The organism is Sphingomonas sp. JC676, assembly GCF_014489075.1.
Classification (GTDB): Bacteria; Pseudomonadota; Alphaproteobacteria; order Sphingomonadales; family Sphingomonadaceae; genus Sphingomonas.
In genome coordinates this window covers 1,455,043-1,468,569 of record NZ_JACTGR010000001.1, presented here as the reverse complement: position 1 = coordinate 1,468,569, position 13,527 = coordinate 1,455,043, and the positions used below count along the sequence as shown (strand labels likewise).

Annotated in this window: 11 protein-coding genes; 5 read left to right on the top strand and 6 right to left on the bottom strand. The window is 65.0% G+C overall.

The window, feature by feature from the left end:
- The first annotated feature begins 61 nt into the window (after nucleotides 1–61).
- Both IAG41_RS06840 and IAG41_RS06835 read left to right on the top strand, forming a co-directional pair.
- The gene (locus tag IAG41_RS06840) at nucleotides 62–2,041 is read left to right on the top strand and encodes an acetyl/propionyl/methylcrotonyl-CoA carboxylase subunit alpha (protein WP_187727753.1); all 1,980 of its coding nucleotides are present in this window, start codon (nucleotides 62–64) and stop codon (nucleotides 2,039–2,041) included.
- Nucleotides 2,042–2,212: 171 nt separating this feature from the next.
- A complete protein-coding gene (locus IAG41_RS06835) occupies nucleotides 2,213–2,890 on the top strand; it encodes a hypothetical protein (protein WP_187727752.1) in 678 nt (225 codons plus the stop codon).
- Here IAG41_RS06835 and IAG41_RS06830 read toward each other — a convergent pair.
- Nucleotides 2,880–3,377, bottom strand: a complete 498-nt coding sequence (locus tag IAG41_RS06830) for a PIN domain-containing protein (protein WP_187727751.1) — start codon at nucleotides 3,375–3,377, stop codon at nucleotides 2,880–2,882. The genes IAG41_RS06835 and IAG41_RS06830 overlap by 11 nt on opposite strands.
- Nucleotides 3,377–3,622 carry a type II toxin-antitoxin system Phd/YefM family antitoxin gene (locus tag IAG41_RS06825; protein ID WP_187727750.1) on the bottom strand — a complete coding sequence of 82 codons (246 nt, stop codon included), beginning with the start codon at nucleotides 3,620–3,622 and terminating at the stop codon, nucleotides 3,377–3,379. The genes IAG41_RS06830 and IAG41_RS06825 overlap by 1 nt, the downstream gene beginning before the upstream one ends.
- 211 nt (nucleotides 3,623–3,833) lie before the next feature.
- Between IAG41_RS06825 and IAG41_RS06820 the strand changes: the two genes are divergently transcribed.
- Together IAG41_RS06820 and IAG41_RS06815 are read left to right on the top strand one after the other, a co-directional pair.
- A complete protein-coding gene (locus tag IAG41_RS06820; RefSeq protein ID WP_187727924.1) occupies nucleotides 3,834–5,204 on the top strand; it encodes a cation:proton antiporter in 1,371 nt (456 codons plus the stop codon).
- A gap of 84 nt (nucleotides 5,205–5,288) precedes the next feature.
- Nucleotides 5,289–6,497, top strand: coding sequence for an alginate export family protein (locus IAG41_RS06815; protein WP_187727749.1), 1,209 nt, complete (start codon nucleotides 5,289–5,291; stop codon nucleotides 6,495–6,497).
- Nucleotides 6,498–6,540: 43 nt separating this feature from the next.
- Here the strand turns inward: IAG41_RS06815 and map are convergent, their stop codons facing one another.
- The 4 genes from map to IAG41_RS06795 form a co-directional block, all read right to left on the bottom strand.
- Complete coding sequence (gene map / locus IAG41_RS06810) at nucleotides 6,541–7,320, bottom strand: type I methionyl aminopeptidase (RefSeq protein ID WP_187727748.1); 780 nt, start codon at nucleotides 7,318–7,320, stop codon at nucleotides 6,541–6,543.
- 1 nt (nucleotide 7,321) lies between these two features.
- On the bottom strand, nucleotides 7,322–7,528 hold the full coding sequence (locus tag IAG41_RS06805; protein WP_187727747.1) for a ParD-like family protein: 207 nt from the start codon (nucleotides 7,526–7,528) through the stop codon (nucleotides 7,322–7,324).
- A gap of 97 nt (nucleotides 7,529–7,625) precedes the next feature.
- On the bottom strand, nucleotides 7,626–8,486 hold the full coding sequence (locus tag IAG41_RS06800) for a DUF1080 domain-containing protein (protein ID WP_222950489.1): 861 nt from the start codon (nucleotides 8,484–8,486) through the stop codon (nucleotides 7,626–7,628).
- 26 nt (nucleotides 8,487–8,512) lie between these two features.
- On the bottom strand, nucleotides 8,513–10,066 hold the full coding sequence (locus IAG41_RS06795; RefSeq protein ID WP_187727745.1) for a tryptophan halogenase family protein: 1,554 nt from the start codon (nucleotides 10,064–10,066) through the stop codon (nucleotides 8,513–8,515).
- Between the two features lie 131 nt (nucleotides 10,067–10,197).
- On the opposite strand from IAG41_RS06795, the gene IAG41_RS06790 reads away from it, so the two are divergent.
- Complete coding sequence (locus IAG41_RS06790) at nucleotides 10,198–13,512, top strand: glycosyltransferase (RefSeq protein WP_187727744.1); 3,315 nt, start codon at nucleotides 10,198–10,200, stop codon at nucleotides 13,510–13,512.
- The last annotated feature ends 15 nt before the right edge of the window (nucleotides 13,513–13,527 follow it).

Here is a 13,527-nt window from a genome sequence, read left to right as displayed (position 1 = left end):
CTGTTGCGCGGTGGACCCTGAAACAAGTTCAGGGTGACGAAGAAGAAGTGCGAGAGGCATGATGTTCAAGAAGATCCTGGTCGCCAATCGCGGCGAGATCGCCTGTCGGGTGATGCGCACCGCCAAGAAGATGGGGATCGCCACCGTCGCGGTCTATTCGGATGCCGATGCCCGCGCGCCGCATGTGCTGATGGCCGACGAGGCGGTGCGGCTCGGGCCGGCGCCGGCTGCAGAGAGCTATCTCAAGGCCGATCTGATCCTGCTCGCCGCCAAGGAGACCGGGGCGGACTGCATCCATCCCGGCTATGGCTTCCTCTCCGAGCGCGAGAGCTTCGCCAAGGCTTGTGCCGAGGCCGGGATCGCCTTTGTCGGCCCGCCGCCCAACGCCATCGCCGCGATGGGCGACAAGATCGAATCGAAGAAGCTGGCCAAGGCGGCGGGCGTGAATGTCGTCCCCGGTTTCCTGGGCGAGATCGCCGATACCGATGAGGCGGTGAAGATCGCCTCCGAGATCGGCTATCCCGTGATGATGAAGGCGTCGGCCGGCGGCGGCGGCAAGGGCATGCGGCTCGCTTTTGGGGAGCAGGACGTCCGCGAGGGGTTCGAGGCGACCAAGCGCGAGGGGCTGGCGTCGTTCGGCGACGACCGCGTCTTCATCGAGAAGTTCATCGAGAGTCCGCGCCATATCGAGATCCAGGTGATCGGCGACCAGCACGGCAACATCCTGTACCTCAACGAGCGCGAATGCTCGATCCAGCGCCGCCACCAGAAGGTGGTCGAAGAGGCGCCGTCGCCCTTCGTCACGCCCAAGATGCGCAAGGCGATGGGCGAGCAGGCGGTCGCATTGGCCCAGGCGGTGGGCTATTATTCGGCGGGCACGGTCGAGCTGATCGTCTCGGGCGCGGATACGACCGGCGAGAGCTTCTACTTCCTCGAGATGAACACGCGGCTCCAGGTGGAGCATCCTGTTACCGAGGAAATTACCGGGCTCGACCTGGTCGAACTGATGATCCGGGTCGCAGCGGGCGAGAAATTGCCGCTGACGCAGGACGAGGTGAAGATCAACGGCTGGGCAATCGAGAACCGGGTCTATGCCGAAGACCCCTATCGCGGTTTCCTGCCCTCCACCGGTCGGCTGGTGCGGTATCGACCGCCGTCGGCGGAGGACGGCGTCCGTGTCGACGATGGCGTGGTGGAGGGCAGCGAAATCTCGATGTTCTACGATCCGATGATCGCCAAGCTGATCACCCATGGCGCGACCCGCGAAGAGGCGATCGACAGGCAGATCGTCGCCCTCGACAGCTTCCGGATCGACGGCATCGGCCACAATATCGACTTCCTGTCGGCGATCATGCAGCACCCGCGCTTCCGCGAGGGCGCGATCACTACCGGTTTCATCGCCGAGGAATATCCCGAAGGTTTCCACGGCGCGCCGGCATCGGCCGCGCTCAAGCGCAAGCTGGCGGCGGTCGCCGCCACGATCGATGTCGAGCGTGCCGAGCGCGCCGCCGGGATATCCGGCCAACTCGCCGATCCGATCGCGGTGAGCGAGCAGCGTGTGGTGCTGATCGACGGCGAACGCTTCGAAGTGAATATCGGCGAGACTGTCTCGATAGACGGACAGACCGTTGAGATCGAGGGCGAATGGGGCCCCGACAATCTGATCCTGACCGCCCGGATCGACGGTGAGACTCTGAGTGTTGGTGTGGCTCGCAAGGGCGTCGCGTGGAAGCTGACGGCGCACGGCGCCTCGCACCTCGTCGAAGTGCTGCCGCCGCATATCGCGCAATATCGCTACCACATGATCGAGAAGATCCCGCCCGACATGAGCCGGTTCCTGCTCGCGCCGATGCCGGGCCTGCTCACGCGCCTGCACGTCGCGCCCGGCGACAAGGTCGAGGCGGGCCAGCCGCTGGCGGTGGTCGAAGCGATGAAGATGGAGAACATCCTTCGCGCCGAGCGCGCAGGCACGGTCAAGGCAGCCAATTTCGGCCCGGGTGACAGCCTGGCGGTGGACGCAGCGATCCTCGAATTCGAATAGTCCACGGTCGATCGGTGGGGGCGAGTGCCGATTTGGACCAATAACAGCGATTGCAACCGCGCTCGGTTTCGCGTTTGCTCCGCCAGGGGAATGGCGCCATTATCGCGTCGCGTAACGGTGGGGGCCGTCTATCAGCCAGATATCGGCTGAGGCTGGGGGAGCGTAAGAAAAGTGCAGGAGCAGGATGACAGCTTCACGCGGTGGATCGAGGCCTGCGCGGCTGGCGAACTGCTGGGCATCGCCAGCGCCGCTTTGTGGTGGGTCGCCTGCGACCGTTTCGATCCCGCGCCCATTGGCCTTACCGCACAAATCCTGATGTTTGTGGCAAAGGGCGGAAGCGGCCTGATTCAGGGCCTGGTGCTGGGCTATCTTCAGGGTTGGGCGCTGCAGCGCCCCTATTCGGCGATCAGCGCCGGTCGCTGGACTGTCGCGACGACCGTGATCGCGGTCGCGGGATGGGGCCTCGCCGCCTGGGCCTCGATATTCGGATTCGAGAACGGGCCGGACGCGCCGGTGCTCAACCTGATGCAGACTGCGCTTACCGCCGCGGCGTTCGGAATTGCCACCGGACTGTTGTTCGGATCCGCTCAGGCGCTGGTGTTGCGCGGAGTGGCACACAGGGCGCATTGGTGGATCCTTGCCAATATGATCGGCTGGGGGCTGGCGCTGCCCTGCATCTATATCGCATCGTCAGTGGGCAGCGCGCAGCCGGGGTCGCTGGAGATCGCGTTCCGCGGACTCGTCGGTGGCGTTGCTTCGGGTGTGGTGCTCGGCACGATCACCGGCCTGTCGTTCAAGCTGATGCCTTCGCGGAACCCTGCGCCGGAGCCCATCGAAGCTAGGTTCTGACGAACAGGTTCTTGAGCCATAGCGGGCCGGTGCGTGCCGCCTGTCCCCAATCGGCTTCCTCGTCGAACGCGTCGGGCGCATAGCCCCAGGGATTGAAGACCTTGACCCGGCCGACCTTGAACGCGGCGGGGGTACGCGTCACCAAGGTCAGCCCATGTTCCAGCGCCGTTGCGGCGAGCAATCCGTCGCGGGCATTCGGATAAGCCAGCTGCCCGCGCCGGCGCACCACAATGCTGTCGATCGACAGGATGCGTCCTTCGAACGCCGGCATCAGCTGCCCGTCGATCCAGGCGCGGAGCCCCGCGCCGGCCGCCTTGTCCTTGTGCTCGAGCGCGGCGGTACCGGTGTCGATCTCGAGGAGCGAGAGCGCGGAGAGGAACAGGCTCTGCCGCGGGACGCCCGCCGCCCAGCTCGCCAGACCGGGATCGGTGCGTCCGGCCTTGGCCTTGCGCAGTTCGAGCACCACGCCGGTATCGAGCAGGTACATCAGCTGGCGCTCCGGTCCCACGCGCCGCCCGCGCGCGCCGCCTCCATGTCGATTTCGGCGGAGGAGGGCATCGCCAACAGGTCGACGATCGTCTCGCCATGGCCGGTCAATTGGCGGAAGGTTTCGATGCTCATCAGCACATGGGTGGGCTTGCCGCGATCGGTGACGAACACCGGTTCGAGTCGCGCGGCGCGCTTCGCGCTGCTCACATCCTGGTTCAGATCGCGGCTGCTAATCACCTTCATATCGAACCTACATACCTACAATTGACAGCGTTGGCGTGTAGGTATGTTACTACCTTGTGGCGCCTTGGCAACATTTCGTTCGCCATTCGCGAAAAAGTGCGCGCGGAGCGCCAAGTCGCTGCAATTTCGGATTGCGCCCGATACCCGAACTGGGCTCCCTCGACGCAGATCGCGCAACGATGCGACGTGAATTGAGGGGGAGAATGCAGTGCTGACTGATCTGCTTAACGACGCCATCCGCGTCCTGACCGACGTATTGGGGCCACACGGCCCGGCGGTGAACGCCGCCAAGAGCTTCGCCCCGGGCGATTTCAGTATCCACTTCTTCCTGCAGCTCGCGGTGATCATCCTCGCTTGCCGCGTCGTCGGCTGGCTGGGCCAGAAATTCCTCGGCCAGCCCCAGGTCGTCGGCGAGATGATCGCTGGCGTCGTGCTCGGGCCGTCGCTGCTCGGGCTGCTCTTCCCCGACATCCAGTTGGCGATCTTCCCCAAAGAGACCAAGAACGTCCTCTATGCGGGCGCGCAGCTCGGCGTGGGGCTTTACATGTTCCTGGTCGGCACCACGCTCCAGCTCGATCACTTCAAGAGCAAGGGCAAGAGCGCGTTCGGCGTCTCGATGGCCGGGATCATCGCGCCGTTCCTGATCGCGGTGGCGATCACGCCGTTCCTGCTGACCGTGCCGGGGCTGTTCGCGCCCGGGATCAGCCAGTCCAATGCAACGCTCTTCATGGGTGCGTGCATTGCGCTGACCGCCTTCCCGATGCTCGCGCGCATCATCAACGAGCGCGGGCTTTCGAACACCTCGCTCGGCACGCTTTCGCTCACTGCGGGCGCGTTCGACGACGCCACTTCCTGGTGCGTGCTGGCGGTCGTGCTTGCGACCTTTGGCGGCGGCCCCGGCATTGCGGTGATCGCGATCGGTGGCGGGCTCCTCTATGCCGGCTTCATGCTGTTCTTCGGCCGCAAGCTGCTCGCCCCGCTCGGCCGGATGGTCGAGGAAAAGGGCGAGATGACAACCGGCGTGCTCGCCGTCACGATCATGCTGTTCTGCCTTTCGGCCTTCCTGATGGACGCGATCGGCATCCATGCGATCTTCGGCGGTTTCCTGCTCGGCTCGGTGATGCCGCGCGGCCTGTTCGTTCAGGAGCTGAAGAAGAAGGTCGAGCCGCTCGCGGTTGTCCTGCTGCTGCCGATGTTCTTCACCTATTCGGGCCTCAACACCCGACTCGACATGGTGAATTCGATCCCGCTGCTGCTGATCGCGCTCGGCATCCTCATCGCCTCGATCCTCGCCAAGTTCGGCGCCTGCTGGGCGGCGGCGCGGCTTGCGGGCGAGGATAACCGCACTGCGCTCGGCATCGGCGCGCTGATGAACTCGCGCGGGCTGATGGAGCTGATCATCATCAATATCGGCCTGCAGAAGGGCATCATCGGACCCACGCTCTTCTCGATGCTGGTGCTGATGGCGATCGTCACCACGGTGATGGCGACCCCGCTGTTCGAGTTCGTCTATGGCCGCAAGGCGCGCCAGACCGGCGAACTCGGCGCCGTCCCCGGCAGCATGGCCGCCGGCGCGGTCTGAACTCCGACCACCCTCCTGGGCTCGTCGCGTCCACGCTTTCCTCCCCGATTGCGACGCGACGAGCCAATTTTCCGGAGACATTCGATGAAGTATCTGCTCGCCGTGACGGCGGGGCTGGCGACGTGCGGCACCGCCCAGGCCCAGGACATTACCTTCAAGCCGATCGCCGATGCGCGGCTGCGCTACGAGCTGGTCGACCAGGACGGCCTGAACAAGAATGCCGGGGCGGTGACGTTGCGCCTCCGCCCCGGCGTGATCGCCACGATGGGCGAATGGTCGGCGCTGGTCGAAGGCGAGACCAATGTCGTGCTGGTCGATCAGTATAATGACGGCACTAACGGCAAGATCGCCTACCCGCTGGTGGTCGATCCGCCCAATGCCGAACTCAACCGCGCGCAGATCCGCTATGCCGGCAAAAACGGCCTGGGGCTGACCGCGGGCCGCCAGCGGCTCGAGCTTGCCGACCAGCGTTTCGTCGGGCCGGCCGCCTGGCGCCAGAACGAGCAGACCTTCGATGCGGTGCGGCTGCAATGGGGCAAGCCCAAGGGGTTGAGCGCCGATATCACCTATGCGTGGAGTGATCGCACCATCAACGGGCGCAACGGCACCGGCGCGCGCCCGACCGCCATCGATGGCGACAATGTCTTCGCATTGGTCAATTACGGAACCAAGATCGGCACGCTGACCGGCTTCGCCTATCTGATCGACCAGGACGAAGCCGCGGTGCAGGGCTTCCGCCTGTCGAGCCAGACCTATGGCGCGCGCTTCGCGGGCAGCACGCCGATCGGCAAGGATCTGAAGCTCGGCTATATCGCGAGCTGGGCGCGGCAGAGCGACTATCACCGCAATCCGAACGACTATTCGGCCGATTACTGGCTCGGCGAAGCGACGCTCACCGCCAAGGCGCTGACCGCAACCGCCGGCTATGAGGTGCTCGGCGCCGACAAGGGCGTGGCGCTCACCAGCGTCCAGACGCCGCTCGCCTCCTATTTCCGGTTCAACGGCTGGGCCGGCAAGTTCGGCACCACGCCGCCCAACGGGCTGCACGATCTGTACGGCACGCTCGGCTATGGCTGGAAGAAGGCCGGTCCGATCGACGCGATAAACCTGTCCGCCAGCTATCACCGCTTCGACAGCGACCGGTTGAGCCAGCATTATGGCGACGAGGTCGATCTGCTCGCCAGCCTCAAGGAAGGCCACACCACGCTCTCCGCCCGCTATGCGCACTACAAGGCGGACAAGTTCGCGACGGATACCGACAAGTTCTGGCTACAGGTGGACTGGGCGCTGTAAGGCGAGCTAGCCGCGGGAATGTCCGGAAGCGAATATCAGGCCGTCATGCCCTGCGCTCGAGCATCGGCATCTCGTCGTGGCGCAGGGTCAGGACATCGACACCAGTCCTCGTGACCGCGACCGTATGCTCGAATTGAGCGGAGAGCTTGCGGTCGTTGGTCACGACGGTCCATCCGTCGCTCTCGGTCGATACTTTCCGCGTGCCCTGGTTGACCATCGGCTCGATGGTGAAGACCATGCCCTCGCGCAGCTTCATGCCCGTTCCCGGCCGTCCGAAGTTGAGCACTGCCGGTTCCTCGTGCATCTCCCGGCCGATGCCATGCCCGCAATATTCCCGCACGACCGAATAGCCATTCTTCTTGGCATGCCGCTCGATCGCGAAGCCGATGTCCCCCAGATGCGCTCCGGGCCGCACCTGCCTGATGCCCTTCCACATCGCCTCCTGGGCGACCCGCACGAGCCGCCGCGCGGCGGGCGGGACATTGCCGACCAGATAGGTCTTGCTCGAATCCGCGATGAAACCGTTCTTTTCGAGCGTGATGTCGAGGTTGATGATGTCGCCGTCGCGGATGATCTCGCCCGCGTCGGGCACGCCGTGGCAGACGACATGATTGATCGAGCAGTTCAGGACGTATTTGAAACCATATTGCCCCTTGCTCGCCGGACGGGCGGCAAGGTCCATGGTGATGAAGCGGTCGACCAGATCGTTGACCTGCATCGTCGACATGCCGGCGAGTTCCTGCCCGTCGAGCATCTCGAAGACCGATGCGAGCATCTTGCCCGACACCTGCATGAGCAACAGTTCGTCCGGGGTCTTCACCATGTCAGGCGGCCGCAGGTTCCGCGAGGCGCACATGCGCCGCGGCAAACTGCATCTTCACGATCTGGTTGAAGGACAGGGTAGGATTGGCTTCGGCGAGCATGCCGATCGTCATCCAGAACTCAGCCTGCGCGTTGATGGACCGGCACATGACGGTGCTGGCCCGACGGGCCTCCTCATGCAGATCGTCGTCGATTTTCACGATGCCCATAAGCGGCCTTTCCAGCTGGCGGATATACGAACCGTATATGGTTCGTATATCCGCTGGTCAACCGGATGCCGGAATCGCCCGTGTTCGGCGTTGGCGGCTATCGCTGGGGCCGATCGAACGACCTTACCCGAATGCGCCGGACCGAGACCTTCGACGGAATCCCTTCGAGCTCGATGCCGAACTTTCCCGCCTGGTTGTTGATCGACTTGGGGTCGTCATCGACCAGAACCGACATCACGTGGCCGTTGATGATATGGATGAAGACGCCGCCGCGCGCGATGACCTCATACTGGTTCCAGTCGTTCGTCTTCACATAGCCGCCCAGGGGTTCGAGATCGCCGATGGTCCCGAGCAGTCGCTTGAAGGTGCCCGGTTCGGATTGCGTCACCTGTCCCCGCCAGGCGAGAACGCCGAGCGGGCTGTTCTCCGAGTAGAACTGCCCGGTGTAGCGCTCGACAGACGGTTGCACCGGAAACCAGAAGTCCGCCTGCGGGCCGCTCATCATGCGATCGAGATTATAGGGCGGCTCATCCGGGCGCGCCTTTCGATCCCAGGGAAGGCCCGTCTGGCTGCGATACTGAAACCCCGAACCGCCGCCTTGTTCGACCTTGATCTCGAACTTGAGGTCGAAATCCTTGGCGATCATGCCGCGATAGACGATGTAGGAATTGCTGACAGGTTTTTCGGCGCTCGACTGGCCGACGATCGCGCCGTCCTCGACGCGCCAGGCCCGGCTGTCGCCATCCCAGTCGCGCAACGTCTTGCCGTCGAATATCGATACGAAACCCGGAGCGTCATGCTCGAAATCGACGGGATCGGGCTGGCGAAAACCCGGTTTCGGCGAGTCCTGCGCCGCCGCCGGATGCACCGACAACATGCATATCGCAAATGCGCTCGCAAACGCGTTGCGAACCCTAATCCGCCCGAGGATCGGCACGGACTTCACGAACTTGGCCATCAAATCCCCTTTTCGTCAAAAGTGAGTCACACCGCGAGCAGGCGCTCGTCCTGCGCGTTGATCTGCTGGATCAGCGCGCGGTGGGAGGGGAGGTCGTGCGTCGCGCGCTCACCGAAATTGCGGATGCGGGCGAAGATCCGCTCCGCCGCCGCGACATTCGGGAAATCGCTGCGCGCCGGGCCCAGATCGGTTTTGAATTCCATCCCGTAGAGGATGTACTGATAGTTGAAGAAGGCGAAGCTCTCGAGATCGAGGATGAAATCGAAGCGGCCCGGCGGGCGATAGCGCCACTGGTCGAGCAGTCCGGCCAGTCGGTCGGGGATCGAGTTCGCTTGCGTGTTGTCGCGCCAGAAGGGTTCCTGCCGCTGGCTGAGGCAGTAATGGAGTTTCAGGAAGGTGACGATGTTCTCGTAGCGCCCGGTCATCAGCTCGTTGAAGCGCTTCGCCGGCGCATCGATCGGGCCGTTGTGCGGGAACAGTTCGGCGATCATGCCGACTGCGGCTTCGATCAGGACGACGCCTGTGGATTCAAGCGGTTCGAGGAAGCCCGCCGACAGCCCGACCGCGACGCAGTTCTTCACCCATTGCAGCTCGCGATAGCCCGGCTCGAACGGGATCTTGCGCGGGGTGATCTCCACGTCGCGCGGGCCGATATAGCCGGCGAGGATCTCGGCGGCGCGGTCATCGTCGATATGGTCGCTCGAATAGACGCAGCCGATGCCGCGCGCGCCGGCCAGGCCGATGTCCCAGGTCCATCCCGCCTCATGCGCGGCGGCGACGGTGAAGCTCTCCAGCGGCGCGTCTGGCCGGTCATAGGGGATCTTGCAGGCAAGCGCGCGATTGGTGAACAGGCTGGTGCGCACCGACTTGAACGGCGCCTGCATCGCATTGCCGATCAGCTCGGCGCGAAAGCCCGAGCAATCGATGTAGAGGTCGGCCCTCAGTTCGCCGTGCCCGTCGGTGAGGACATGATCGATCGCGCCATCGGCATCGAGTTCGACGCTCCGCAGCCGGTCCTCGATGTGCCGGACGCCCAGTTCCTTGCCGCGCGCGGCGAGCACGCGGGCGAGGCTCGCCGCGTCGAAATGATAGGCATAGTTGAGCGGTCCGCCGAAATCGCCCTCGTGCGGCCGCTTGGGCGCGCGGCGCGCATCGGCGACGCGGTTCTGGATGGTCACCGCCTCGGCAAAGGGCGGGCGGCTCTTCTCGTCCTGGAGCAGCCAATAGGCCGCCAGGTTCGCGCCATCGGCGTAGAAGGGCGCTTCGAATGGATGGAAGAAATGGCTGTGCGCGCCATTTTCCGGCGTGCGCACCCAGTCGGTGAAGCGGATGCCCTGCTTGAACGTGGCCGATGTGCTGCGGATGAACTGCGCCTCGTCGATGCCGAGGAACTTCAGCGTCTCGCGGATCGTGGGGAAGGTGCCTTCGCCCACCCCGATGATGCCGATATCGGGGGATTCGAGCAAGGTGATCTCGAGATGGCCATGGCCTGAGAGATCGAGGAATTTGGCGAGATGCGCCGCGGTCAGCCAGCCTGCCGTACCGCCCCCGATCACCAATATGCTGCGCTTGCGATCCATCTTTCCTGCATATCGCAGCCGGTGCACGCCGGATAGGCCGTGCAAACCTGTGTATGCTCCATTACCGGAATGCGCGGTGCTAATATTGCCCCTATGTTGCGGCCCGCGAATCCGCGTTTCTGAGGGATCCCATGTCTCCGCCCATCTTCTTCGATCCCAGCGGCAGCCGGAAGCGTTGGACGATGCGCGCCGTCGTGGCGACGGTGCTGCTCGTGGTGGCGACCGCCGTGGTGTTCGCGATCACGATCCTCGATGTGCCGCGCGGCGGTGATCTGCCGGTGCGCTGGGGGAGCGCCAAGGCCTCCGCGCTCCATCTGAAGGACGCGAGGGGACATAAAGGCGGGCGATGGCTGCCCGCCGGCAATGCCAAGACGATCGGCTCGGCGCTGACGATCGGCTTCTATGTTCCTTGGGATCAGTCGAGCGCGAGCTCGCTCCGCCGCAATATCCGCAACCTCGACTGGGTGGTGCCCGCTTTGGTGACCGTCGCGGGCCCCGATCATGCAATCCGCATCCAGGACGATCCGGCCTTTGCCACCATCGTCGCCGGTGCGCCGCACCCGCCCAGGGTGCTGCCGATGGTGCAGAATCTGGCGAACGAGAAATGGGACGGGGAGGGCGTGGCCAGGCTGGTCGCCGATCCCGTAGCGCGCACCAAGTTCGCGCACGATCTCGCGGCGATGGTCGCGGCGCGCAAGCAGGCCGGCCTGGTCATGGATTTCGAGAGCCTGCCGGCCGCCGCCGTGCCGCGTTATCTGGCACTGCTCGCGCATATCAATGCCGCGCTGCCGCCGGACAAGGTGCTTGCCGTCACAGTCCCGGCGGGCGATCCCGAGTGGGATATCAAGCGCTTCGCCGCTGTCGCCGACCGCGTGATCCTGATGAACTACGACCAGCACTGGCAGGGCGGCACCGCCGGACCGATCGCCGCGCAGCCCTGGTTCGTCGATCAGCTGCGCAGCGCCGTGCAGCAGATCGGCGCGGAGAAGCTGATCGTCGCGCTGGGCAGCTATGCCTATGACTGGCACGGCGGCAAGGTCGACGCGCTCAGCGTCGAGGAAGCGTGGCTGGCGGCGCATGACAGTGAGGCAGTGATTCAGTTCGACAAGGCGAGCGGCAACCAGGCCTTTGCCTACGACGAGGACAATGGCGAGCATCACGAAATCTGGATGATGGACGCCACGACGACGTGGAACCAGCTCCAGGCGGTGCGCGCGATGGGGGTGGGCAGCGTCGCTTTGTGGCGGCTCGGGACCGAGGATGCCGGCGTCTGGCCCGCGCTCCAGGCGTTCCGCAACGGCGGCCGGCCCGACCTGAGCACGGTGGTGTCCGCCAGCGATGTCGATGTCGAGGGATCGGGCGAGATATTGCGCGTCACCGCCTCGCCTACCAACGGACGGCGCGACCTGAGCTTCGATGCCGCGGGGATCATCCGCGACGTCCATTACGTTACTTTGCCGACGCCCTATGTCGTCTCACGCACCGGGGCTGCGCCGAAGCTGGTCGCGCTGACCTTCGATGATGGACCCGACGCGACCTACACGCCGCAGATCCTCGACATATTGAAGGCGGAGAAGGTGCCGGGGACCTTCTTCATCATCGGCGAGAATGCGCTCCAGCACCCGCTGCTGCTCCGCCGGATGGTCGCCGAGGGGCATGAGCTCGGCAATCACACCTATACCCATCCCAATCTCGCGCTCGATTCGGCGCGCAGCACCTCGATCGAGCTCAACGCGACGCAGCGGCTGGTCCAGGCCTATACCGGTCGCGGCATGCGCCTGTTCCGCGCGCCCTATTTCGGCGATGCCGAGCCGACCACCGCCGACGAGCTCGATCCGGCGATGGTGGCGCAGCAACAGGGCTATACCGTGGTCGGCCTCCACGCCGATCCCAATGATTGGAAACGGCCCGGCGTCGATTCGATCATTCAGCAATCGGTGGCGCAGGTTTTGGGCGCCACGCCGGAACGCTCGGCCAATATCATTCTGCTGCACGATGGCGGCGGCAATCGCGACCAGACCGTGGTCGCCCTTCCGCAGATCATCGCCCAGCTCCGTGCGCGCGGATATACGTTCGTCCCCGTCTCGCAGCTCGCCGGCCTCTCGCGCGACGCGGTGATGCCCGAGATCACCGGCAGCGACCTGCTGGCGGTGCGCGCCGATGTCGCGATCTTCGTGCTCCTCGCGGGGCTCGCCTCCGCGCTCAAGGGACTGTTCTTCGTCGCGATCGCGCTGGGGATCGCGCGCGCGCTGTTCCTCGCCGGCCTGGCGCTCTGGCAGCGCCGCCGCGAGCGCCGCCGTGGCGAGCCGCCGGCCTTCACGCCAACGGTGTCCGTGATCATCCCCGCCTATAACGAAGAGCGCGTGATCGAAGGCTCGATCCGCCGGGTTTTGGCGAGCAACTATCCGGCGATCGAGCTGATCGTCGCCGACGACGGATCGAAGGACGCGACCAGCGAAATCGTTGCGCGCGAGTTTGGCCACGATCCGCGGGTCACGTTGCTCACGCTGCAAAATGGCGGCAAGGCGTCCGCGCTCAACCGCGCGCTGCAATCGGCCAAGGGCGAGGTCATCATCGCGCTCGACGCCGATACCCAGTTCGAGCCCGAGACGATCGGGCGGCTGGCGCGCTGGTTCGTCGATCCCAAATTGGGCGCGGTGGCGGGCAACGCCCAGGTGGGTAACCGCGTCAATCTCGTCACCCGCTGGCAGGCCGTGGAGTATATAACCGCGCAGAATCTGGAGCGCCGCGCGCTTGCCGGGTTCAACGCGATCACCGTCGTTCCTGGCGCGGTCGGCGCGTGGCGGCGTGCCGCGCTCGATGCCGTCGGCGGCTATCCCGAGGATACGCTGGCCGAGGACCAGGACCTGACCATCGCCATCCAGCGCGCGGGCTGGCGCGTGACCTACGACACCGATGCGGTCGCCTGGACCGAGGCACCCGAGAGCTTCAAGGCGCTCGCCAAGCAGCGCTATCGCTGGGCGTTCGGTACGCTCCAGTGCCTGTGGAAGCATCGCGGCATCTATCGCGACCGGCAGGCGCGCGGGCTGGCGCTGGTCGGGCTTCCCCAGGCCTGGATTTTCCAGATCGGGTTCGCCGCGATCTCGCCGCTGATCGATCTCGCTTTGGTGGTGGCAGTGGCTGGGACCGCGATCAACGTTTGGCAGCATGGCTGGGAGCAGACCCGGGGCGATGTCGGTACGATGGCGATCTATTGGCTGGCCTTCACCGCGATCGACGTGGGCTGCGGCTGGGTGGCGTACCGGCTCAACAGCCGCAGGATCCGCTATCCGGCGCTGTTGCTGGTCGCGCAGCGCTTCGTCTATCGGCAGCTGATGTACTGGGTGGTGCTCCGCGCAATCAGCTCGGCGGTGGGCGGCTGGTGGGTCGGCTGGGGCAAGCTCGAGCGCAGCGGCCGGGTAGGGACGGGTGCGCCTGCGACGTAAACATCAAACCGAGGG